We start from the raw sequence: 20,376 nt of genomic DNA on the forward strand, positions 1-20,376 counted from the left end.
GTTCAATGTATACGTATACACGGAGAGGGCACAACCTTTTCGGCAGACAAATGTATACGTATACTCGGCGCGATGGCGGCGTTGTCCGTGCCCGCAGGCACTGTGGTGGGGCCGGATAGGGTGGTGGTACCGGAAAGCCGGTCGAGGACGGAGGTCGGGACGCATGGTGACGAGTCGGGACGTGGCTCAGCTGGCGGGCGTCTCCCAGGCCACGGTGTCGCGCGTGCTGTCGTCCTCGTCGAAGCCCGCACCCCACACCGTCGCCAAGGTGCTGGCGGCCGTCGAGACCCTCGGGTACGTCCCCCACGCGGGTGCGCAGGCCATGAAGACGAGGCGGACGCGCACGGTAGGAGTGGTGGTCGACGACCTGATCAACCCCTTCTACCCCGAGTTGCTGGACGAGCTGACCCGCACGCTCGATGCGGCCGGGTACCGCGTCGTGATCTGGAATGCCGGGGCGGAGAGCCACGTCGATGCCGTCGCGGCCATCCGGGAACGCGCCGTGGACGGCGTGATCTTCACGACGGCGACGAAGGGGTCGGTCGAACTCCAGGCCGCGGTGTCGCAGGACAACCCGATCGTGCTGATCAACCGGATCGTCGAGGGGTTGGAGTGCGACCAGGTGGCCAGCGACAACGTCGCGGGGGGTGCGCTCGTCGCCGACTACCTCCTCCGCCACGGTCGGACCCGCGTCGTCCTGATCTCAGGAACCGAGGAAGCCAGTACTTCGAGGGACCGCTGTGCAGGTTTCCTGCAGCGCATGAGCGATCGAGGGCACCCCGTCCCGGCTGCCCTGCAGTTCCAGGGCGGGTTCTCCCATGATCGCGCCACGCAGATCGTGAACCGGATCCTGGCCGGGGCCGACCGCCCCCAGGCCGTGTTCTGCGTCAACGACTACATGGCCTTCGGAGCCCTGGACGCCCTCCGCGGGACTCCGGAACCGGTGCGGGACGACTGCTGGGTCATCGGGTACGACGACGTCGAGATGGCCGCCTGGGAATCCTTCAGCCTCACCACGATTCGCCAGCCCAGCCGTGAAATGGCGCAGGCAGGAGTCCGCATGCTGCTCGACCGGCTCTCCACGCCGGGCCTGCCGCTCCAGCAGGTCGAGTTCCCCAGCGTCCTCATCCCCCGTCGAAGCACCTCGTACTCGGCCTGACGCGGCACCATCATGCGGGACGCCGGCAGGGTGGTGCCACCGGCTCTTCACGGATAGCCGGTGGCACCGCCGTGCCTGGGGGTCAGCTACTTGGCGACAGGGCCGAACATGGCGTCGATGTCCGCCATCTCCATGTCCGCCGTCGCCTGGATCAGCTCGAGCAGCTCGGGGTCCAGTCCTGGGGCGAACTCCTCGAGCCGCTCGGGGGCGATCTCCGACGGCACGCCCTCGGGGGCCTGCTCGCTGGCGTCGAGGTTGGTACCGTCCTTCGACGGCGACAGCCCCTGGTAGATCTTGCCGGCCTCCGACTGGCCCTTGAGGTCGAAGGTGTACTGCTTGCTGTGCAGCCCGAGATCGAGGAGCTTCTTGACCTCGGGGAACTGCTCGGCATTGGTCTTCGGGATGGGCAGCAGCGACTTCCAGTTCACCCCGAGCGTCTCGAGGGCCTTGGCGAACCCGTTCTCGTGGGCCTGGTCGCGGACGATCAGGTAGGAGATGGTGGAACGCGCGGTCTTGTTGTCCGTCATCTCGTACATGCGGCACTTCTGCAGCCGGCCGGTGGCCTCGAGCATCAGGTTGTACAGCAGGTCCAGGGGGAGGTTCCCGGAGTTGTAGACGTAGCTGCCGCTCCACGGGTTGCCCGCGGCGTCCACGGGCAGGGCCCCCTGCGCGCCCACGAGGTAGTGGTGGATGTTGCTCTGGGACAGGGCGAGGTTGAGCGGAATGGCCCCGCCCGCACCGGGGGTGTCCAGGGGGTCGTCGAGCTTGCCCTGGTAGCGGGGTGAGCCGTCGAGGAGCCGGGAGATCGTGGTGCCGATCAGCTCCACGTGGCTGATCTCCTCGGTGCCGATGCCCTGGATCAGATCGCGGTAGGGCTTGGCCGAGGGGCCGCGGAAGTTCATGCTCTGGAACAGGTACTGCATCATGGTGCGCATCTCGCCAAACTGCCCACCCAGGCCCTCCTGCAGGGCATTGGCGGCCGCGGGATCCGGCTCGTCGGGGACGATCTCGTTGATGAGCTGCTGGACGTGGAAGAACATGGGGCCTCCTCAAATGGGCGGCAGGATGCCACCGGGCCCCACACTTCTCCACAACACCCGCCCCCACAACCGTGCCTGCCTCCAGGGGTCCGGGGTTGCCAAGTGCGGACAACCGGGTCCTCGCCGGCCGGCTGTCCAGGGAACGGGCGCGTACGGCCGTCGCCGGGCCTGCGCCCGTCAGCTCCTGTGGTCGAGCACCGCGAAGGAGGATGCCCCGGTGAGGACGACGGCGCCCATCAGCAGGGCCACACCATCGGCACCTTTGCGGCATGGTGGTGCCGGGTCATCAGGATGGGCCGGCACCACCACGGCAAGCGGACGTTGACGCCCACTGCTCGCTCATCGATGGGGGGTCGATGAGCGCCTCCATCATAAACAGACAGACCGGTCTGTCCGCAAGCGATATGGTTAGGATCGGTGATGATCCTGACGGGAGAAGGCGTATGCACCTCGTAGAGAACTCCTCGGTGAAGACTGCGCGGCAGCGGATCCTCGATGCGTCCTACGACCTGTTCGTCGAGCGGGGCGTCCGGTCGGTGGGCGTCAACGAGATCATCCACACGGCGGGGGTTGCGAAAGCCTCCTTCTACAGCCACTTCCCGTCGAAGAACGACCTCATCATGGCGTTCCTCAGCCGCCGTCGGGACCTGTTCACCATCGGCTATCTGGGCGCCGAAGCCCAGAAGCGGGGGGACTCTCCGGAGGATCAGCTCCTGGCGATCTTCGACATCTTCGACGAGTGGTTCCAGGCCGAGGACTTCACGGGCTGCCCGTACATCCGGGCACTGGTCGAGGCGGGCCCCGGCGACGTCGTCGGGGCGGCGAGCGCGGGGTATCTACGGGACATGCGTGATCAGGTCGAGAACGCTGCTGCAGGGATGGGACTCACCGACCCGCGTGACTTCGCGGAGTGCTGGATGATCCTCCTGCAGGGCTCGGTCGTCGCCGCCATGGGCAGCGGCTACACCTCGCCCGGCAGGATCAGGAAGCTCGGGCAACTGCTCCTCGCCAGCCACGCCCCTGATGCGCCTTCCCACTGACGGACCGGCAGGGCCTTCCGGCTGCCCGGCGAACGGGCAGGTAGGGTGCGTGGTGTCACGGCCCTGGCAACGCCGGGTTCCCGTCCTCCGATGACTTTGCCGGGTTGACCCCGTCCAAGGGGTATCGAACGAACAACTCCTACGTCAGGACTCCCCATGGCCGCACCCCTCGTCTACGTCAGCTTCCCCGGGATCGCGCGGGAAGCGCTCGGCTTCTACGCCGACGTCTTCGGGGGCGAGCTGACCCTCCACTCCTATCAGGACTTCGGCAGGACGGACGGCCCGCCGGATGCCGTGGCCCACGGCGTGCTCGACGGCGTCGTCGCCCTCGCAGGATCGGATGCGGCAGCAGGAGAGCGGGCGGTCCGGGTCGAGGGCCTCCTGCTGTCGCTGCTCGGAACAGCCGAGCCGGCAATCCTCCACGCATGGTTCGACAGGCTCTCGGTCGGCGGATCCGGGATCGACCCCCTGTCCCCGAGGCCGTGGGGTGCCTCGGACGGCCAGGTCACCGACCGCTACGGCCTCCGCTGGCTCCTCGGCTACGAGCCCCAGACATGACAGCACCACCGACCGCTACGAAAGGCCTTCCGATGCCGCACTTCGCCATCCTCATCTATGCAGACGAGTCCCTCCATGCGGTGGACGCGGCAGCGGCCGAACTCGAGGAGAACGACCGACATGCCCGGGACCTCGCCGTCGCCGGCACGATGTCGCTCGCCTACGCCCTGACGCCTCGGGGCAGCGCGGTGTCCGTCCGGCGGGACGGCACTGTTGCCGGCCCCTTCGTCGAGGCCGACCAGTTCGTCGCAGGCTTCTACGTCGTGGAAGCGCCTGATCTCGATGCCGCCGTGGCGATCGCCCGCCTGAACCCTGCGGTCTCCACGAGCACGGGCGGCGTGGAGGTCCGTCCCGTCCACAGCGGAGGTATCATCGGCCATCCCGGGTAGGCGAGGCACGAACCGGGTGCACCGACGCAGGGCCCAGGAACCGACGGCGACTCACATGGACGCCGTGTTCTCCATGCTCCAACTGGCGAGGAACGGTAGTTTCCGCAGGGTCTCCGAGTCGGGTTGCGCCGTGTAGACGACGAGGACCTGGTCGGTACCGCGCGTCGCCTGAACCGTCTCGATGTCGAAGGCCAGTGCCCCGACGATCGGGTGGAGGATCTGCTTGGCGGCCGACGCGTAATCCTGCACCCGGTGGTCGTCCCACCACTGCGCCGCGTCGGCGTCCCGCGACCGGAGTTCCTCGATCAACGCGATGAGCCGGTCGTCGTCGGGGTGGCGGCCGAGTTCGCCGCGGAGGGCGGCGACCGACGAGGCGGCGAAATGGGCCCAGTTCACGATGCGCTCCCGGGCCAGGGGATCGAAGAACATGAAGCGCACCAGCGACGACGCGAGTCGTACGTTCCCGAGGACGGCGGTGAGGAGCGCGTTGGTCGCCAGCACCTCTGCCCGGCGGCCGAGGATGAGGGCCGGCACGTGATCCATGACGGTCATCAACCGGAGCAGGCCCGGATCGGCGTGCTGCACGGGTGCCGCTTTCGACGGAGGGCGGTTCGAGGGGTCGGCGAGGGCATGAAGATGCTTCCGCTCCACCTCGTTCAGGCGCAGCGCCCCGGCCAGTGCGTCGAGGACGCTGCGGGAGACATTCGCCTGCCGTCCCTGCTCCAGGCGGCTGTAGTAGTCGGAACTCACGCCGGCCAGCACCGCCAGTTCCTCCTTGCGCAACCCGGGCACCCGGCGCGGCCCGGGGAACGCACGCATACCGACGTCCGCCGGGGTCAGACCGTCGCGGCGGGAGCGCAGGAAGGCTCCGAGGTGCATGCGATCAGCGGCCATCTCCTCACTGTAGGACCTCCCGCACCGCCCAGCGTGGTCCTGTCGTACCCCGGCTGACCGTGATCTGGTCCGCGGGCCCGCCTGCACCTAGAACTGATCCATGACATCGACATCGAACGCCACTTCCATCGGCACGAGGAACCTGGAGGGCCGGACGGCGCTCGTCACGGGTTCCACCAGCGGCATCGGGGCCGCGACCGCCGTCGCCCTCGCGTCAGCCGGCGCCGAGGTCCTCGTGAGCGGACGCGACACGACCCGCGGGGCAGAGGTCGCACTGCGGATCAGGGAGGCAGGAGGCCGAGCGACGTTCCTCGGCGTCGATCTGGCAGGCGACTACGCGGTCCTGCGGCGGTTCGCCGCGGACGCCACCGACCAGCTCGGAGGACGCATCGACATCCTCGTCAACAACGCCGGGATCTACCCCGCCACGACGACGGCGGACCTCGCCGATGACGAGCTCGACGCCCTGCTCGCCGTCAACATCCGTGCGCCCCATGTCCTCGCCGCGTCGATCCTCCCCGTCATGGCGGGGGCCGGAGCGGGCGTCGTCGTCAACGTCGGTTCATGGATGGCCTCGGTGGGTAGCCCCTTCGCCGCCATGTACACGGCGACCAAGGCCGCCGTCGAGCAGTTCACCAGGTCCTGGGCCGCCGAGTTCGGGCCCCGGGGTGTCCGGGTCAATACGATCTCCCCGGGAGCGACGCTGACTCCAGGCAACGAGGCGGCGCGAGCCATCCTGGATGCCATGACGGCCACGACTCCTGCGGGCGGAGTAGTGCTGCCCGAGGACATCGCGCAGGGAGTACTCTTCCTCGCGTCCGACGCCTCGAGGATGATGCACGGAAGCATCCTCGCGATCGATGGCGGGATCGTGGCGACGCGGCTCCGCTGAGCAGGGCCCACCCAGGAACCGACCCGAGCACCACGACAGGACACCATGACGAGCATCGATTCACCGTTCACCGCAGCGAGTACCGCCCGGGAGGTCGTCGAGGGTCTCGACCTGTCCGGCCGCACCGCGATCGTCACCGGAGGTGCCTCGGGCATCGGGATCGAGACCGCCCGGGCGCTCGCCCATGCCGGCGCGGAAGTCACCCTCGCGGTCCGGGACGTCGACGCCGGACACCGGGTCGCGGAGGACATCACCGGTACCCGACCGGACGTGGCCGTGCACGTCGAACGCCTCGAGCTCGCCGACCTCGACTCCATCGACCGGTTCGCGGACGCGTGGACGGGCCCACTGCACCTGCTGATCGCCAACGCGGGCATCATGATGACCCCGGAGCTGCGGACACCGCTCGGGTGGGAGTTGCAGTTCGCCACCAACCACCTCGGACACTTCGCGCTCGCCCACCGCCTGCACCGTGCGCTCGCGGCCGCGGGCGACGCGAGGATCGTCGCGGTGAGCTCCAGCGGACACGGCATGTCCGACATCGTCTACGACGACCTGTTCTTCGACCGCAGGCCGTACGACGCCGGACAGGCCTACGGACAGTCGAAGACGGCGAACGTCCTCTTCGCCGTCGAGGCGACGCGGCGATGGGCCGGGGACGGCATCACCGCGAACGCCGTCATGCCCGGCGGGATCTGGACCAACCTCCAACGCCACTGGGACCCGGACGTCCTGGCGGCGACGAAAAAGCAGGTCGCTGCCGCCGGCCTCGCCACCAAGACACCCGAGCAGGGTGCCGCGACCTCGGTCTTCGCCGCGACCTCCCCCCTCCTGGAGAACACCGGAGGGAAGTACCTCGAGGACTGCAGGGAGGCGGAGGTGGTCCCGGCCATCATCGACGGGACCCATGGCGTGATGCGGTACGCCCTGGACGGGGCCAGTGCCCGACGGCTCTGGGACGTCTCCCTCGATCTTTTGCCGTAGGCCCCCGCACCTGGACGGTGTCGTGCAGCGTCACCGGTTGATCGGCAGACCCGCCCTGGAACGGCCGGCCTCTCCGCCGTGACCGGAGCTCAGCACTGACCACCGCTCGGGGATGTCCCGCAGCCTAGGCAGCTGGGGGCCGCGCCACCAGGATCTCGCCGACGCCGTCGACCGGTAGTCGCCCCGCACCGGCAGGCACGAGCCAGGTGCTGCCGCGTGGAGCGACATCGGTCCCGACGACGACGTCACCCCCGCTGACGACGAGCACAGCAAATCCTCGGGGGATCGAGATGGGCCCGTCGACCGGGAGCCGCTCCAGGCGGAAGAACGGGTCCGCGCCCGCCGGGAAGACCGAACCGCTGGGTGGCGCCGTCCGCACGAGCCCGGGCAGGGCGTCCCGGGAGGTCGCGGTCCGCTGCACTGCACGCAGCGCCACGTCGAAGCCGAGGCCCAGATGGCCGTCGGCAGTGCCGTCCAGCGCGAAGTCCCTCCATTCCAGCAGGATCGAGAGGTCCTCCGGCTGCTGCAGTTCGAGGAGCAGGACGCCGGCGCCGATCGCATGCAGCATGCCGGGCGGTACCCACACCACGTCGCCCGGCGAGACGTCGATCTCGTGCAGGAGGCCCAGCAACCCGTCGACGTCCTGCAGCTCGACGAGGGCCGCCAGTTCGGCTTCGCCCACCTGCCGTGTGAGCCCCAGATGGACGGTCCCGGCCTCGAGGATGTACCAGGCCTCGGCCTTGCCGTGGCCGGCCCCGAGATGCAGGGCGGCGAAGGCGTCGTCGGGGTGTGCGTGGACGGGAAGGCGCTGACCGGCGTCGAGCAGCTTCACCAACAGGCGGACGTCGTCACCCCAGCGCGCCACATGGTCCGCGCCCAGCCAGTACTCGGGATCCTTCCCGACAGCGTCGCGGAAGAGCATGCCGTCGGCGAGGCGCGTGAGCCCGAGCTGCTCCTCGCCGAAGATCGTCGTCGTCGAGCCGATCCAGTCCTCCGGCTCGAACTCCGCCGCAGCCGGTTCTCCGCGGAACGCCGAGATGCGTACCCCTCCGCGGTAGAAGCGCTCCGGGGGCCGATTCGAGGGCAGCCGTTCGATCACGGTTGCGGCTGCCGGATAGGCGCGTGGACCACCAGGAATCCGCCGACGAAGCTGTCGCCGAGCCCGATCGTGGTCGGCGAGGGTGTGTCGAGGTCGAAGGCAGGGACGCCGACCGCGCCGGTGATCTTCTGCTCCACCCCGCCGACCACGGCTTCGCCGCCGGCACTGCGTGGGAGGCCGCTGGTCGCTTCGAAGTCGGCCGCGGTGAAGCCGTCGCCCAGCCGGTAACGGGTTGCCGCCATCTGCACGGCGCTGGCGAGGGCGGGGCGATGCTGTTCCGCCGTCGGCCCCAGGGCGATCGCCCAGTGCCGGGTGTGCACGAGCAGCGTGGGAACCGGGATGAGCTGGTGCACATCGAGGAGGGCCGCGGCGACGTCCCTGGCGTCCAACAGGTCGACCGGCCGCCCCACGTACTCCTGGAGCTCGTCCTCGTTCATGCCGTACACGTCGATGCGCGCCAGCAGATGCGCCCAGATCCGCTGGGCGAAGCGCCGGACGTAGAAGCCCGCGTCCTCGTAGTAGACGAGCGCCGAGGGGTGCAGGTGCATCATGGCGGCGTCGAGGTCGGTGAGCCGCCGTTCCAGGAGGTCCTCGTCCTGCATCGTGTTGAAACCCGACACGAGCAGCACGGAGGCGTCGTCGAGCGCCGCGCCCAGCTCGGAGGCGATCGCCATGCTGCGGTTCGGCGGGTCGTTCGCGAAGATGAGCCGGTTCGACGACGGCGAGACCACGTCGCCGTCATCGAGCCGTACGCGCGTGCCCGGTGGGTACTGCACGATGAGGTGCGGATCGAGCGTGTCCCCGGTCGCCGAGCTGACGTACGAGATGGACGCCGGCAGGAGCCGGCGCACGTTGTCGTCGATGCTCACGAGGTGCTGAACGGTCGGGATGCCCAGGCGGTCGAGTGCGATCCCTGCCCGCACCCCGGTCCCGCCGATCGTCACCTCGGTGGTGAAGCGCCCGGCGAAGTCCTTCACGACCTCGGAGGATTCCACGAACCGCTCGCCGCCCGCCCCGTCGACCAGGAAGCCGAGGATGGTGACGACCAGCGAGCGTTCGTCGACGATCGGTGCCATGGTGGTCAGCTCGGACCGTCGGATGCCGAACCTCGCAGCGAGCGCTTCGACGACCGCCGCGTCCCACTGCACCTCGTAGTCGACCGTCCCGCCGAGCCCGAGTACGAGCGTTGATCCCATGACACCGATCCCCTTCACCTCAGTCGCACCTGTCCGTCCGTACCGTCAGTACAACTTGGCCTTGCCGTCGGCGCCGAACAGTTCGATCTTCTCGGCCGCGGTCACCTTCAGCGCCGCGATGGCCTCGGGCTGGATGGCGTTCGGTTCACGGAGGCGCTCGTCGGTGCCCAGGATCCGGCGCATCGCGTTGTGGTAGGACACCTTGATGTCGCTCGAGATGTTGATCTTGTTGATGCCCAGCGTCACCGCACGGGCCAACTCGCTGTCCGGGTTGGCGGAGCCGCCGTGCAGCACCAGGGGGATGCCGACGGCAGCCTTGATCTGCTCGAGGAGATCATGGCGGAGTTCAGGGTTCTTCTCCGCCGGGTAGAGGCCGTGCGAGGTGCCGATGGCGATCGCCAGGCTGTCGACGCCGGTCTCCCTGACGAAGCGGACGGCGTCGTCGGGGTTGGTGTAGATGATCTCGGCGGCGCCGGACTCCCCGTAGCTGTCATTCGCGCCGATCGTGCCGAGCTCGCCCTCGACCTGGATGCCGACAGCGTGGGCGGCCTCGACGACCTTGCGGGTGAGCGCCACGTTCTCGTCGAAGGGCAGGAGGGAGGCGTCGATCATGACCGAGGTGAAGCCGGCCTGGATCGCGGTGATCATCTGCTCGAAGGTCCCGCCGTGATCCCAGTGGATCGCCACCGGGACGCTGGAGCGGTGCGCCCGGCTGCGCATCGCCGCGACGAGGTCGGTACGGATGTGGGAGACCTCGTCGGGGTGGATGGCGATGATGACCGGGGCTTCCTTCTCCTCGCTGATGTCCATGACCCCGTTGAACATGGCCCAGTCGCTGATGTTGAACGCGGGGATGGCGAAGTTGTGTTCGTTGGCGATGTCGAGGATGGACTTACCGGTGTACAGCACTGTGGTTCTCCTTGAGTAGATGACGTGCGGGAAAGGGGTGGATGGCGGGCGCTCAGGAGCCGGTGGTCAGCTCTTGACCGAACCGGCGGTGAGGCCGCTGATGAAGTAGCGCTGGAGGAGCAGGAAGAGGATTAGGACCGGGACGGACCCGAGGATGCTCATGGCCATGATCTGGTTCCACTCGTAGGAGTGCTGGCCCATCAGCAGCTGGATGCCGATCGGGACCGTGCGCATCTCCGTGGTGCGGGTCAGTGTGAGCGCGAACAGGTACTCGTTCCAGGCGATCATGAAGGTGTAGATGCCGACCGAGACGATGCCCGGTACCGAGATGGGGACCAGGACCCTCCACAGCGCGGTGAGCGAGCCCGCCCCGTCGACGCGCACCGCCTCGTCGAGCTCCTTGGGCAGGGTGTTCATGTAGCCGGTCATCATGATGATGGCGTAGGGCAGCGTGAACACCATGTAGGTGAGGATCAGGCCCGGGTAGGTGTTGTAGAGCCCGAGCCCGACGACCAGTCCGAAGTACGGGATGAGCAGCGTGATCGGAGGGACCGCCTGCACGCTGACGATGACGACGTTCAGCACCCTCTTGCCGCGGAACTCGAACCGGCTGAACGCGTAGGCGGCGTGGATCGCGACGAGCAGCGTCAGGATGGTCACCGCGCCGGCGACGAGGTAGCTGTTGAAGAAGAACCGGAGCGTCTCGGAGTTCGTGAGGATCGCCGTATAGGCGTCGAACGAGAACGAGTCCGTGATCAGCCGGGGTGGGAGTTCGAAGATCTCCGTGTTCGACTTGAACGAGCTCGACAGCATCCAGAGAATCGGACCGGCGGCGAAGATCGCGCCCAGGACGAGGCCCCCGATCACTCCGGAGCGGGCCAGGCGGTTGCGCCCCTGCGTGGTCAGCGCCATGTCAATCCCTCGCTTTCTGGTGTCGCACATAGAGCACGGCCAGCACCATCGACAGCAGCAGCACCAGGACCGCGGCGGTCGCGGCGAGTGAGAAGTCGTAGTTGGCGAAGGCGAGCTTGTAGGTATAGGTGCTGAGCATCTCGGTGACGTCGATGGGCCCGCCGCCGGTGGTCAGCCAGATGAGGGCGAACTGCTGCGAGGTCCAGATGAGATCGAGCAGCAGCAGGCTGACGATGATCGGGCGGAGCTGGGGGATCGTGACGTTCCAGAAACGCTGTACGGGACCTGCACCGTCGATGCTCGCCGCCTCGTGCAGATCCTGCGGGATGCCCTGCAGGCCCGCGAGCAGGCTGACCATGAAGAAGGGGTAGCCGGCCCAGATGTTGATGAAGGTCACCGTTCCGAGGGCGAGTTGCGGGGAGGCGAGCCACTCGACATCGGTGTTCAGCAAGAAGTTCACGATGCCGTTGGGGGAGAGCAGCATGCGCCACAGCACCGCGATCACCGCTGCCGTGAACAGCCAGGGCAGCACATACAGGGCCCGGAAGAAGGCCCGCGACGGTGCGCTGATGAGACGGCTGTTGAGCAGCATCGCGAAGGTGAGCCCCAGCACCAGGTGTGCGGCGACGCTGATGAGGGAGAAGTACAGGGTGTTGCCCGTGGCTTTCCAGAAGCCGGGGTCCGTCAGCACGGTGACGTAGTTGGCGATCCCGGTGAACTCCGAGGAGGACTTCAGGATCACGTTGTCCTGGAAGGAGTAGCCGATAACCATCACGATCGGCACGATCATGAGGACGAGCAGCAGGAGGAGGGTGGGGGCGAGGAAGCCGTAGGACTCGCCGGCGCGGCGAAGCTGCCGGCGCTTCCTGGAGGGTCGGGCTCCCTTGACCAGGGTCTCGGGGTCGGGAGCGGTGAACGTGCGGAGGCTCATGAGGGACGACCTTCGTGGGGGATCGGGCACCGCGTGGGGGCAGCGGTGCCCGATCCGGGTGGAGGAGGGACTAGAACTCGCCTTCCCACTCCGTCTGTGCCTTCTCGAGGGCTTCGGAGAGGGACTGCTGCCCGTCGAGTGCGGCCTGCAGCTGCGCGCCCAGCTGGCGCATCAGCTCCTCGGCCACCGGGAGTCCGACGAACTCGTTCGCCGGGTAGCCCGCCTGGTAGATGTCGAAGGCCTTCTTGAACAGGTCGTCGTCCTCGACGAACGCGGGGACCGATCCGGTGTTGCCGGGGAAGGCGTTGGCCATCGTCGAGAGCTCGGAGTTGGTCTCCTCGCTCATGAGGAACGAGACCAGCTTGGCGGCCGCGTCCTTGTGCTCGGAGTTCTCGGCGACGCCGATGCCCCAGGAGGCGTAGGGGATGCCGCGCTCGCCGGAGTAGCCGTCCTCGGCCGGGACGGCCGAGATGGAGAAGTTGAGGTCCGGGTTGGTCTCGCGGATCAGGTTGATGTGGGCGAGGGAGTCGATCATCATGCCGACGCGGCCGTTGGTGAACTCCTCGACCTTGTCCTGCTCCTTCATGGTGAAGCTGCCCGGAGCGATGACGCCGTCGTCCCAGAGGCCGCCGATGAAGTCGACGGCGGAGGTGACGTCGTCGTTCGTGAGGTCCGGCTGGCCGTCCTTGAGCATCGAGCCGCCGGAGGCCCAGGCCCAGGACATGACGTCGTTCTGCACGCCGTTCGGTGCTTCGAGGGAGAGCGGGAGCACCCAGCCGGAGGCGTCGCCGTCGAGATCGGAGACCTTCTTGGCTGCATCGGCGAACTCGGTGCGGGTTTCCGGCGGTGCGGTCACGCCGGCCTGGGACAGCAGGTCGTCATTGGTGAACATCGGATAGACGAAGTTCACGACCGGGACCATGTAGGTCTTGTCCTCGACCTTGACCTGGCTCACGAGCTGGCTGTCGTCGAAACCGGCCTCGTCCAGCAACGGGGTCAGGTCGGCGATGACGCCCTGCTCGGCGAAGTCGCTGACCCAGGCACCGTCCAGGCCGACCACGTCCGGCATGGTGCCGGAGGCCGCTCCCGCGAACAGTTGCTCCTTCGTGGAGGCGTAGGGGCCGCTGACCAGCTCGACGGTGACCTCCGGGTTGGCCTCCTCGAACTTGTCGATCATGGCGCGGAACTCGCCGTCGGGGAGTTCGGGCTCCCACCACTGGGCGAACTCGATGGTGACGTTGCCGTCCGCGGACTCGGAGCCGCTGCTGGAGCCGCAGCCGGTGAGTGCGACGACAGAGGCTGCAGCAGTGGCAAGGCCGGTGAATAGAACTGCTCGATTGCGCATTCGCCGATGGGTGGGCATCAGGTCTCCTCGTTGAGATGGTGCGATATTTCGCTTGATTATGCGTTCTTTTGCGTCTTTCACCTAGATTGTGCGCTTTACTGGCAGGCCCGTCAAGACTTCCGGGCAGCTTTACGCGCCCTATCGGCAGGAGATGGCTACGGCCCCGGGAGCCGGAGCGCCAGAATCTGCTGTTTCCTGCAGGAATACTGCGGCTTCTGGACGGCATGTGTTACAGATGAAGGCATGACTTCGCAAGAACTGCAACGCTCACGGCAGCTCCCGGCGGGAAGGAAAGCAGATCTCGCGGCTTACGTCGACGAAGTAGGGCGCGTGACGGTCGCGGACCTCGCCGCCCATTTCAACGTCTCCATCGACACGATCCGTCGTGATCTCGACCAGCTCGATCGTGAGAACGTCCTGGTACGCACGCACGGCGGTGCCGTCAGCGCGGCCGAGCGGGCGGGGCGCGACCGGGAGATCGACGTGCGCCTCAGCATGCAGACGACCGAGAAGGAAGCGATCGCACAGCTCGCGGTCGAGTTGGTCGCCGACGGGTCGGTGCTCATGATCAACGCGGGCACCACGAGCCTCGCGGTGGCGCGGGCGCTACGGAACCACCGCAACCTGACGATCGCCACCAACAATCTCCGGATCCCGGCGGAGATCTCACCCACCGTCTTCCGCGACCTCTACATGTTCGGCGGAGCGGTGCGTACCCTCACCCAGGCGACGACCGGTCCCGTCACCCTTGCCATGAGTGCGGCAACGCCGGAGGTGGATATCCGCTGCGACATGGCGCTGGTGGCGGTCGGAGCGGTGGACGCCTCGGGGTATTCCGCTTCGAACCTGGGCGACGCCACGATGATGGCCGAGATGGTCCGGCGTGCGGACCGGACGGCCATCCTCGCCGATTCCACCAAGCTCGGTCGTCGGCTGTTCGCCCAGATCGTGCCGCTGGAGGGAGCCGACTTCCTCGTGACCGACAAGGCTCCTGAACCGGGACTGGCCGCTGCGCTCGATGCGGCGGGCGTGACGGTCCTGCTGCCCGAGGGCGAGGCGGACTGAGCCGCAGTCGGTCGGGAGACCCCGACCGACGAGTGGATCAGGAGCCCGACGTCTCCTCGACGGCCTTCAGCACCGCCGCGTCGTCGAGCTTCTGCCACGGCGACGCGTCCGAGCCCTGCTCGGCCGCCTCCGGGCTGTCGCTCTGGCTCCACCACTTCGCCTCGTACACCCGGCCCCCGACGAGGATCCGGTCGCCGCGCTCGTACACGGCCTTCGCGTCCCACTCGGGGTAGAGCCCGGCCGGCGCGGTGACCGCGGGCACGGGCCGCTCGTTCGGCAGCACGGGTCCCAGCAGCGTCCAGGGGGTCTCCTCCGCCTGCAGCACGGGATCGTCCGGCAGGTCTCCCTGCGTCCAGTACTTCGCGGTGTACACGTTGCCGTGCCACACCACGCGGTCGTCCTCGCGGTACGTGCCGACGTCGGACCAGACGGGGTAGGGGCTCGTCTCGGGGTCGTCCTCGACCAGGGCTTCGGGAGCCTCCTCGACCACGGGTTCCCCGGCGAGCGTCGCGGCCCGGCCCTCGAAGCCGGCCCCGAGCAGGGGCGCGAACTGGAGCCCCTCCTGGTCGATGCCGCTGCAGGCATCCGAGACGACGGTGGTGTCGGCGTAGTTCTCGCTGCAGGTGCCGTCACGGTTCAGCGACCACATGGACATGCGGCCCACTCCGCGCTCGGCGGCGAAGGCGTTGAAGGCCTTGGCGTCGTCGAGTGTGAAGACCTCGCCCTTGACGTCGTTCTGCCCGATCATCGGCGTCAGCCCGATCTTCCGCCAGGCGGCCTGCGGCCCGATCTCGATACCCGCCCGCTCGTACAGCACCTGCAGCTGGCGGTGCGTGGCGTCGGCGGCGTTCTGCGACGCGGTCAGCATGCTCGTGCCCTCGGGCCGGCTGCCGCCGTAGTCCATGGTCATGACATTCACCCCGGCGAGGTCGACGCCGGCCTCGAGGAACTGCGCGACGGCGGCGGTCCCCTCGGCGGTCAGCCCGGTCGGGGCGACCGGCAGGGTCAGCCAGACGTTGAGCGGGGTCTCCGTGCCGGCCCGCTCGGACTGCAGGGCCGCAAGGGCCTCCGCGCGGCGCTGGCCCGCCTCGGTGTCCTTCAGGTTCTCGCCCTCGATGTCGAGGTCGACGGTGGAGAGCCTGTACCGGTCGACGACGTCCGCGTAGGCGTCCTTCAGGTCGTCGGGATCCGTGCAGGCGGTGGCGAGCTCGTCGTTGAGGAGGCCGCCGAAGGACACGATGACCTCCCCGCCGTCCTGCGTCAGTCGGGCGACGCGACGGTCCAGGTCCAGCCCGGCCTCGGCCTCGTCCAGCCCGTAGAAGGTACCCCAGGACGGGGTGCACGGCTCGGTCTTCGACGCCACGATGAAGGACAGCACCACGCTGCCGCCGGTCTCAACGGCCGGGTCCTCGAACTCGTACGACGGCGTCGCGGTGACGTCCACGTACCCCGCGAAGAACGCACCCGTGCTCTCGGCGGCCCGCGCGTCCTCCCAGCGGTCGAAGCCGGTCAGGCCGCCGACGGCGAGACCGCCGACGACGACGGACAGGACACAGAGGCGGAGGACGGAGAGTTTCCGGCCAGGAAAGCGTGCAGACACATGGACCCCAGATGACAGCCTCGAGGGAGGCGGAAGAGCGCACCCCGGGTGCGCGAGACGCTTGAAGCGTAAAGGAAAATACCGCCCCCGTCATTCTTTTCCCTAACGCTGACGGCGGGCGGGCCGATGGTGGAGAGTGACGCTGCGTGTCGCGGGAGCGACGTCGTGCGTCCACCCGTCCGCCTACTGCCGAGGTAGCCATGTCCAGACCCAGCGATGCCACCGAGTCCGCACGCGGACGACGATCCCCTGCCGGTTCCCTGCCGGCCGGGACCGCGGGCGCGACCGCCGTGCCGTCGTCGGGCGTTGCCGCCGCAGCCGTCCTCGAACAGGTGGCCGCGGCGGCTCCCGGCGCCGCACCGGCCCGACGCCGGCAGTGGGGTGCCGAGCGGCGGTCCGAGCCGCTGTCGATCGTGCACCCGACGCCGTCGTCGCGGAAGATCGCACTCGGCCGGATCGGCATCGTGGTCACGGTGCTGGCCTGGCTCACATACATCGTCACGACGATCCTGCGGCAGTTCGCCAACAACCCGAACGCCGGCTTCCGGTTCCAGATCGAGGCGACGTCGTACCTGATCGTGGTCACGTTCCTGACGTTCTCGGCGCTCATGTACCTGCTGGCGCGCCAGGGTGCGCTGTACCGGTTCCGCGACCACCGGCGCGTGCCGCGCGGTGAGCTGGACCGCCACTTCGCGCACCACGAGGAGGGCATCACGGTGCTGGTGCCCTCCTACGCGGAGGAGCCCGCCGTCGTCCGTGCCACGCTCTGGTCCGCGGCGCTGCAGGAGTTCCCGAACATCCGGGTGGTGCTGCTCCTCGACGACCCGCCCCACCCCAAGGACCCCGTGATCCGCGAGCGGCTCGACGCCACACGGGCGCTCTCCTTCGAGATCGAGTCCGCGCTCCTCGAGCCCTCCACCCGGGCGACCGCCGCACTGGGGGACTTCGAGGCGGACCTCGCCGCGCGCGACGGCGACACCCCGCCGTCGTGCGACGACCTGCCCCCGCTCATCGCCGCGTACGAGGCCGCCGCCGTCTGGCTCGAGGACATGGCCGACGCCGAGACCGTGGCCGACCACGTGGACGAGTTCTTCGTGGACCTCGTCCTCATGGGCCTCGCCCGCGAGCTCCGTCTGACCATGTACGCGCTCGACGCCGCGCTGGTGCAGGAGCAGTGCCCGGAGCCGGACCGCGTCCGCGAGCTGTACGTGCGGCTCGTGCGGATCTTCAACACGCGGCTCGAGACGTTCGAGCGGAAGGCCTACGCGTCCCTCTCGCACGAGGCGAACAAGGCCATGAACCTCAACGCCTACATCTCCCTCATGGGTCACCGCTGGCGGAAGGAGCAGGTGGCCACGGGCACGGTGCTGCGCCCCCTGGCGGACGGGGAGGGCGGCGAGGGCGACGACATCCTCGACGTCACCGACTCGACGTACCTGCTCACGCTCGACGCCGACTCCCTGCTGCTGCGCGACTACTGCCTGCGCCTCGTCCACCTGCTCGAATCGCCCGGCAACGAGCGGATCGCCGTGACGCAGACGCCGTACTCGTCCTTCCGTGGGGCGCCCACGCGCATCGAGCGGGTGGCGGGCGCGACGACGGACATCCAGCACATCCTGCACCAGGGCATGTCCTACTACGGGGCCACGTTCTGGGTGGGCGCCAACGCCGTCATCCGGAAGCAGGCGGTGGAGGACATCGTGGAGGTCGAGAACGTGGGCGGCTTCGAGATCAAGACCTACATCCAGGACCGCACCGTCATCGAGGACACTGAGTCCAGCGTGGACCTCGGCACGCACGGGTGGACGCTCATGAACTACCCCGAGCGGCTCAGCTACAGTGCCACGCCGCCGGACTTCGGATCCCTCGTGGTGCAGCGCCGGCGTTGGGCGAACGGTGGCCTGCTGATCCTGCCGAAGCTGTGGAACCAGCTCCGCCGGCGCCGCCACCTCCGCGAACAGGTGCTCGCCCGCGAGGTGCTGCTGCGCGTCAACTACATGGCGTCCATCGCCTGGGCGAGCTTCGGCCTGCTGTTCCTCCTCGCCTACCCCTACGACAGCAGGCTCCTCAGCCCCGTCGTGTTCCTCGCGGCCGCGCCCTACTTCCTCGCGATGGGGAGTGACCTGCGCGACTGTGGGCACCGTTTCTCGGACATCTTCCGGATCTACGGCTTCAACCTCGTGCTGCTGCCGGTCAACCTCGCCGGCGTGCTGAAGTCCATCCAGCAGGCGTTCACGGGGGAGAAGATCCCGTTCGTCCGGACACCGAAGGTCAAGGACCGCACCGCGGCTCCGGGCCTCTACGTGGTGATCCCGTACCTGATCGTCGCGTTCTCGCTGCTCACGCTCGCCCGCGACGTGCTGGAGCAGAACTGGGGCAACGCCGTCTTCGCCGGGCTGAATGCGGTCCTGGCCGCCGGTGCCATCCGCGCCTACATCGGGATCAAGAACTCCCTGGTGGACATGTGGCTCGGCGTCCTGAACTGGCTGTACGTGGCGCCGCGCACGAAGAAGGTCGAGGAGTCGAAGGTCGTGCCGAAGACCGCGGCCGAGGCGGACTGGTCGTCGATCCTCTACCACGGCGACCGCCGCCTGAACCGGGACCTGCGCTCGGGCAACGACCGCCGCCGTCGGGCCGGGGTGCGGTAACCGGCCCCCGACGCACAGCGCCCGCCGGCACCTCCGGGCGCTGTACGTGGCGCTGCGGTGCCCGCGGTCCGGGCGCCCTTCGTGACGCGACATGACAGGTGCGTCTGGACCCGCCGTCGGACCCCGTCCTAGGCTCGGGAGCAGAATCAAGAGTTCCAACGCAAAACCCTGGTTTGTTGGACGGCAACCCCCGCGCTGTAGTGGGGTGCCCCAGGTGAGGATTCGGCCCGGCACGCAACGTGCGGGCAAGTACGGCGCTCCCTCCATGGCAGTGCCTCGATCCGGAGGTTTCCCGATGCCCGCAGTACCCCGGCACATCCGCTTCAACGCGTTCGACATGAACTGCGTGGGCCACCAGTCGCCCGGACTCTGGCGCCACCCGGACGACCAGTCCTGGCGTTACAAGGACCTGCGCTACTGGGCCGATCTCGCGCAGACCCTGGAGAAGGGCCTCTTCGACGGCATCTTCATCGCCGATGTGCTCGGCACCTACGACGTCTACGGAGGCTCCAACGAGGCGACCCTCCGGCAGGGGACCCAGACACCGGTCAACGACCCGTTCCTGCTCGTCTCGGCCATGGCGCTGGTGACCGAGCACCTCGGCTTCGGCGTCACGGCCGGTACGGCCTACGAGCACCCGTATCCGTTCGCCCGCCGCCTCTCCACGCTGGACCACCTCACCAACGGCAGGGTCGGCTGGAACGTCGTCACCGGGTACCTCCCCTCGGCCGCGCGCAACATGGGCAACGAGGACCAGCTGGAGCACGACGAGCGGTACAACCACGCCGACGAGTACCTCGAGGTCCTCTACAAGCTGCTGGAGGGGTCCTGGGAGGACGACGCGGTGGTCCGTGACCGCGAGTCCGGTGTCTTCACCGACCCCTCGAAGGTCCACGACATCAACCACGACGGCACCTACTTCACGGTCCCGGGTATCCACTTGAGCGAGCCGTCGCCGCAGCGCACCCCCGTGATCTTCCAGGCCGGGGCATCGTCGCGGGGTATCGCGTTCGCCGCCGGCAACGCCGAGGCGGTCTTCGTGGGGGCGCCCACCAAGGAGATCCTCAAGGACGTGGTGGGCCGCATCCGCGACGCGGTGGAGGCCGAGGGACGCGACCGCTACTCCGTCCGCATCTACACGCTGCTCACCGTCATCACGGACGAGACGGAGGAGAAGGCGTACGCGAAGCACGCCGAGTACCAGCAGTACGTCAGCTACGAGGGCGCCCTGGTGCTCGTGTCCGGCTGGTTCGGGGTGGACCTGTCCGTCTATGGTCCCGACGAGCCGCTCGGCAATGTGGAGTCGAACGCCATCCACTCGGCGGTGGCGAACTTCCAGAAGGTGAACGACGACGGCGCCCCCTGGACGGTCCGTGACATCGCCGAGTGGGCGGGCATCGGCGGACTCGGGCCGAGGATCGTCGGGTCGGGTGCGCAGGTCGCCGACGAGCTGCAGGCCTGGGTGGAGGAGACCGACGTCGACGGCTTCAACCTCGCCTACGCCGTCACCCCCGGCTCGTTCGAGGACGTGATCCGGTACGTGATCCCGGAGCTGCAGCAGCGCGGGGCCTACCCGACGGAGTACGTGGAGGGCACGCTCCGCCACAAGCTGTTCGGCAGGGGTGACCGCCTGCCCGAGGAGCATCGGGGGGCCGGCTACCGCCTCCAGCACGTCCGTCCCTGACGGACTGGGCCGCCGAGCGCGGCCACGGACG

General features: G+C 68.4%; 18 protein-coding genes and 1 riboswitch. Of the genes, 9 read left to right on the forward strand and 9 right to left on the reverse strand.

What is annotated here, in order from left to right:
• Positions 1-181 precede the first annotated feature (181 nt).
• Positions 182-1,159: a LacI family DNA-binding transcriptional regulator gene (locus tag ACX80K_RS12990; protein ID WP_459272301.1), complete on the forward strand. Its 978-nt coding sequence runs from the start codon at positions 182-184 to the stop codon at positions 1,157-1,159.
• Positions 1,160-1,245: 86 nt separating this feature from the next.
• Here the strand turns inward: ACX80K_RS12990 and ACX80K_RS12995 are convergent, their stop codons facing one another.
• Positions 1,246-2,199: a manganese catalase family protein gene (locus ACX80K_RS12995; RefSeq protein WP_459272302.1), complete on the reverse strand. Its 954-nt coding sequence runs from the start codon at positions 2,197-2,199 to the stop codon at positions 1,246-1,248.
• Between the two features lie 443 nt (positions 2,200-2,642).
• Between ACX80K_RS12995 and ACX80K_RS13000 the strand changes: the two genes are divergently transcribed.
• The 3 genes from ACX80K_RS13000 to ACX80K_RS13010 all read left to right on the forward strand — a co-directional run bounded on the left by ACX80K_RS13000 (position 2,643) and on the right by ACX80K_RS13010 (position 4,186).
• Positions 2,643-3,239 (forward strand): TetR/AcrR family transcriptional regulator, encoded by a 597-nt coding sequence (locus ACX80K_RS13000; RefSeq protein WP_459272303.1) that lies wholly within the window; start codon positions 2,643-2,645, stop codon positions 3,237-3,239.
• A 156-nt stretch (positions 3,240-3,395) separates the two neighbouring features.
• The gene (locus tag ACX80K_RS13005; protein WP_459272304.1) at positions 3,396-3,797 is read left to right on the forward strand and encodes a VOC family protein; all 402 of its coding nucleotides are present in this window, start codon (positions 3,396-3,398) and stop codon (positions 3,795-3,797) included.
• Positions 3,798-3,829: 32 nt separating this feature from the next.
• The gene (locus ACX80K_RS13010; RefSeq protein ID WP_459272305.1) at positions 3,830-4,186 is read left to right on the forward strand and encodes a YciI family protein; all 357 of its coding nucleotides are present in this window, start codon (positions 3,830-3,832) and stop codon (positions 4,184-4,186) included.
• A 51-nt stretch (positions 4,187-4,237) separates the two neighbouring features.
• On the opposite strand, the gene ACX80K_RS13015 is transcribed toward ACX80K_RS13010, so the two are convergent.
• The gene (locus ACX80K_RS13015; protein ID WP_459272306.1) at positions 4,238-5,080 is read right to left on the reverse strand and encodes a helix-turn-helix transcriptional regulator; all 843 of its coding nucleotides are present in this window, start codon (positions 5,078-5,080) and stop codon (positions 4,238-4,240) included.
• Between the two features lie 100 nt (positions 5,081-5,180).
• On the opposite strand from ACX80K_RS13015, the gene ACX80K_RS13020 reads away from it, so the two are divergent.
• Both ACX80K_RS13020 and ACX80K_RS13025 read left to right on the forward strand, forming a co-directional pair.
• Entirely contained in the window at positions 5,181-5,972 is a 792-nt protein-coding gene (locus tag ACX80K_RS13020; RefSeq protein ID WP_459272307.1) for an SDR family NAD(P)-dependent oxidoreductase, read from the forward strand.
• Between the two features lie 45 nt (positions 5,973-6,017).
• Positions 6,018-6,956, forward strand: a complete 939-nt coding sequence (locus tag ACX80K_RS13025) for an SDR family NAD(P)-dependent oxidoreductase (RefSeq protein WP_459272308.1) — start codon at positions 6,018-6,020, stop codon at positions 6,954-6,956.
• Positions 6,957-7,080: 124 nt separating this feature from the next.
• Here ACX80K_RS13025 and ACX80K_RS13030 read toward each other — a convergent pair whose 3' ends face one another.
• From ACX80K_RS13030 to ACX80K_RS13055, 6 genes are all read right to left on the reverse strand, one after another.
• Entirely contained in the window at positions 7,081-8,055 is a 975-nt protein-coding gene (locus ACX80K_RS13030) for a class I mannose-6-phosphate isomerase (RefSeq protein WP_459272309.1), read from the reverse strand.
• Entirely contained in the window at positions 8,052-9,251 is a 1,200-nt protein-coding gene (locus ACX80K_RS13035; RefSeq protein WP_459272310.1) for an ADP-dependent glucokinase/phosphofructokinase, read from the reverse strand. The genes ACX80K_RS13030 and ACX80K_RS13035 overlap by 4 nt, the downstream gene beginning before the upstream one ends.
• Positions 9,252-9,296: 45 nt before the next feature.
• Positions 9,297-10,160: a ketose-bisphosphate aldolase gene (locus ACX80K_RS13040; RefSeq protein ID WP_459272311.1), complete on the reverse strand. Its 864-nt coding sequence runs from the start codon at positions 10,158-10,160 to the stop codon at positions 9,297-9,299.
• A gap of 66 nt (positions 10,161-10,226) precedes the next feature.
• Positions 10,227-11,072 (reverse strand): carbohydrate ABC transporter permease, encoded by an 846-nt coding sequence (locus tag ACX80K_RS13045; protein ID WP_459272313.1) that lies wholly within the window; start codon positions 11,070-11,072, stop codon positions 10,227-10,229.
• Between the two features lies 1 nt (position 11,073).
• Positions 11,074-12,003 (reverse strand): carbohydrate ABC transporter permease, encoded by a 930-nt coding sequence (locus tag ACX80K_RS13050; RefSeq protein ID WP_459272314.1) that lies wholly within the window; start codon positions 12,001-12,003, stop codon positions 11,074-11,076.
• A gap of 70 nt (positions 12,004-12,073) precedes the next feature.
• The gene (locus ACX80K_RS13055) at positions 12,074-13,348 is read right to left on the reverse strand and encodes an ABC transporter substrate-binding protein (RefSeq protein ID WP_459272315.1); all 1,275 of its coding nucleotides are present in this window, start codon (positions 13,346-13,348) and stop codon (positions 12,074-12,076) included.
• Positions 13,349-13,591: 243 nt separating this feature from the next.
• Here ACX80K_RS13055 and ACX80K_RS13060 point away from each other — a divergent pair, with 243 nt between their 5' ends.
• Positions 13,592-14,413, forward strand: coding sequence for a DeoR/GlpR family DNA-binding transcription regulator (locus tag ACX80K_RS13060; protein ID WP_459272316.1), 822 nt, complete (start codon positions 13,592-13,594; stop codon positions 14,411-14,413).
• 37 nt (positions 14,414-14,450) lie between these two features.
• On the opposite strand, the gene ACX80K_RS13065 is transcribed toward ACX80K_RS13060, so the two are convergent.
• The gene (locus ACX80K_RS13065) at positions 14,451-16,013 is read right to left on the reverse strand and encodes a chitinase (RefSeq protein ID WP_459272317.1); all 1,563 of its coding nucleotides are present in this window, start codon (positions 16,011-16,013) and stop codon (positions 14,451-14,453) included.
• Between the two features lie 200 nt (positions 16,014-16,213).
• On the opposite strand from ACX80K_RS13065, the gene ACX80K_RS13070 reads away from it, so the two are divergent.
• Positions 16,214-18,661, forward strand: coding sequence for a glycosyltransferase family 2 protein (locus tag ACX80K_RS13070; protein ID WP_459272318.1), 2,448 nt, complete (start codon positions 16,214-16,216; stop codon positions 18,659-18,661).
• Between the two features lie 144 nt (positions 18,662-18,805).
• Positions 18,806-18,919, forward strand: a riboswitch (SAM riboswitch).
• 37 nt (positions 18,920-18,956) lie between these two features.
• Complete coding sequence (locus ACX80K_RS13075) at positions 18,957-20,345, forward strand: LLM class flavin-dependent oxidoreductase (protein ID WP_459272319.1); 1,389 nt, start codon at positions 18,957-18,959, stop codon at positions 20,343-20,345.
• The last annotated feature ends 31 nt before the right edge of the window (positions 20,346-20,376 follow it).

It is taken from the genome of Arthrobacter sorbitolis (assembly GCF_054510995.1).

Bases quoted from the DNA above. Each gene is read 5' to 3' on its own strand.
- ACX80K_RS12995 (WP_459272302.1), bottom strand. From the start codon at position 2,199: ATGTTCTTCCACGTCCAGCAGCTCATCAACGAGATCGTCCCCGACGAG.
- ACX80K_RS13000 (WP_459272303.1), top strand. From the start codon at position 2,643: ATGCACCTCGTAGAGAACTCCTCGGTGAAGACTGCGCGGCAGCGGATC.
- ACX80K_RS13005 (WP_459272304.1), top strand. From the start codon at position 3,396: ATGGCCGCACCCCTCGTCTACGTCAGCTTCCCCGGGATCGCGCGGGAA.
- ACX80K_RS13010 (WP_459272305.1), top strand. From the start codon at position 3,830: ATGCCGCACTTCGCCATCCTCATCTATGCAGACGAGTCCCTCCATGCG.
- ACX80K_RS13015 (WP_459272306.1), bottom strand. From the start codon at position 5,080: ATGGCCGCTGATCGCATGCACCTCGGAGCCTTCCTGCGCTCCCGCCGC.
- ACX80K_RS13020 (WP_459272307.1), top strand. From the start codon at position 5,181: ATGACATCGACATCGAACGCCACTTCCATCGGCACGAGGAACCTGGAG.
- ACX80K_RS13025 (WP_459272308.1), top strand. From the start codon at position 6,018: ATGACGAGCATCGATTCACCGTTCACCGCAGCGAGTACCGCCCGGGAG.
- ACX80K_RS13035 (WP_459272310.1), bottom strand. From the start codon at position 9,251: ATGGGATCAACGCTCGTACTCGGGCTCGGCGGGACGGTCGACTACGAG.
- ACX80K_RS13045 (WP_459272313.1), bottom strand. From the start codon at position 11,072: ATGGCGCTGACCACGCAGGGGCGCAACCGCCTGGCCCGCTCCGGAGTG.
- ACX80K_RS13050 (WP_459272314.1), bottom strand. From the start codon at position 12,003: ATGAGCCTCCGCACGTTCACCGCTCCCGACCCCGAGACCCTGGTCAAG.
- ACX80K_RS13055 (WP_459272315.1), bottom strand. From the start codon at position 13,348: ATGCGCAATCGAGCAGTTCTATTCACCGGCCTTGCCACTGCTGCAGCC.
- ACX80K_RS13060 (WP_459272316.1), top strand. From the start codon at position 13,592: ATGACTTCGCAAGAACTGCAACGCTCACGGCAGCTCCCGGCGGGAAGG.
- ACX80K_RS13070 (WP_459272318.1), top strand. From the start codon at position 16,214: ATGTCCAGACCCAGCGATGCCACCGAGTCCGCACGCGGACGACGATCC.
- ACX80K_RS13075 (WP_459272319.1), top strand. From the start codon at position 18,957: ATGCCCGCAGTACCCCGGCACATCCGCTTCAACGCGTTCGACATGAAC.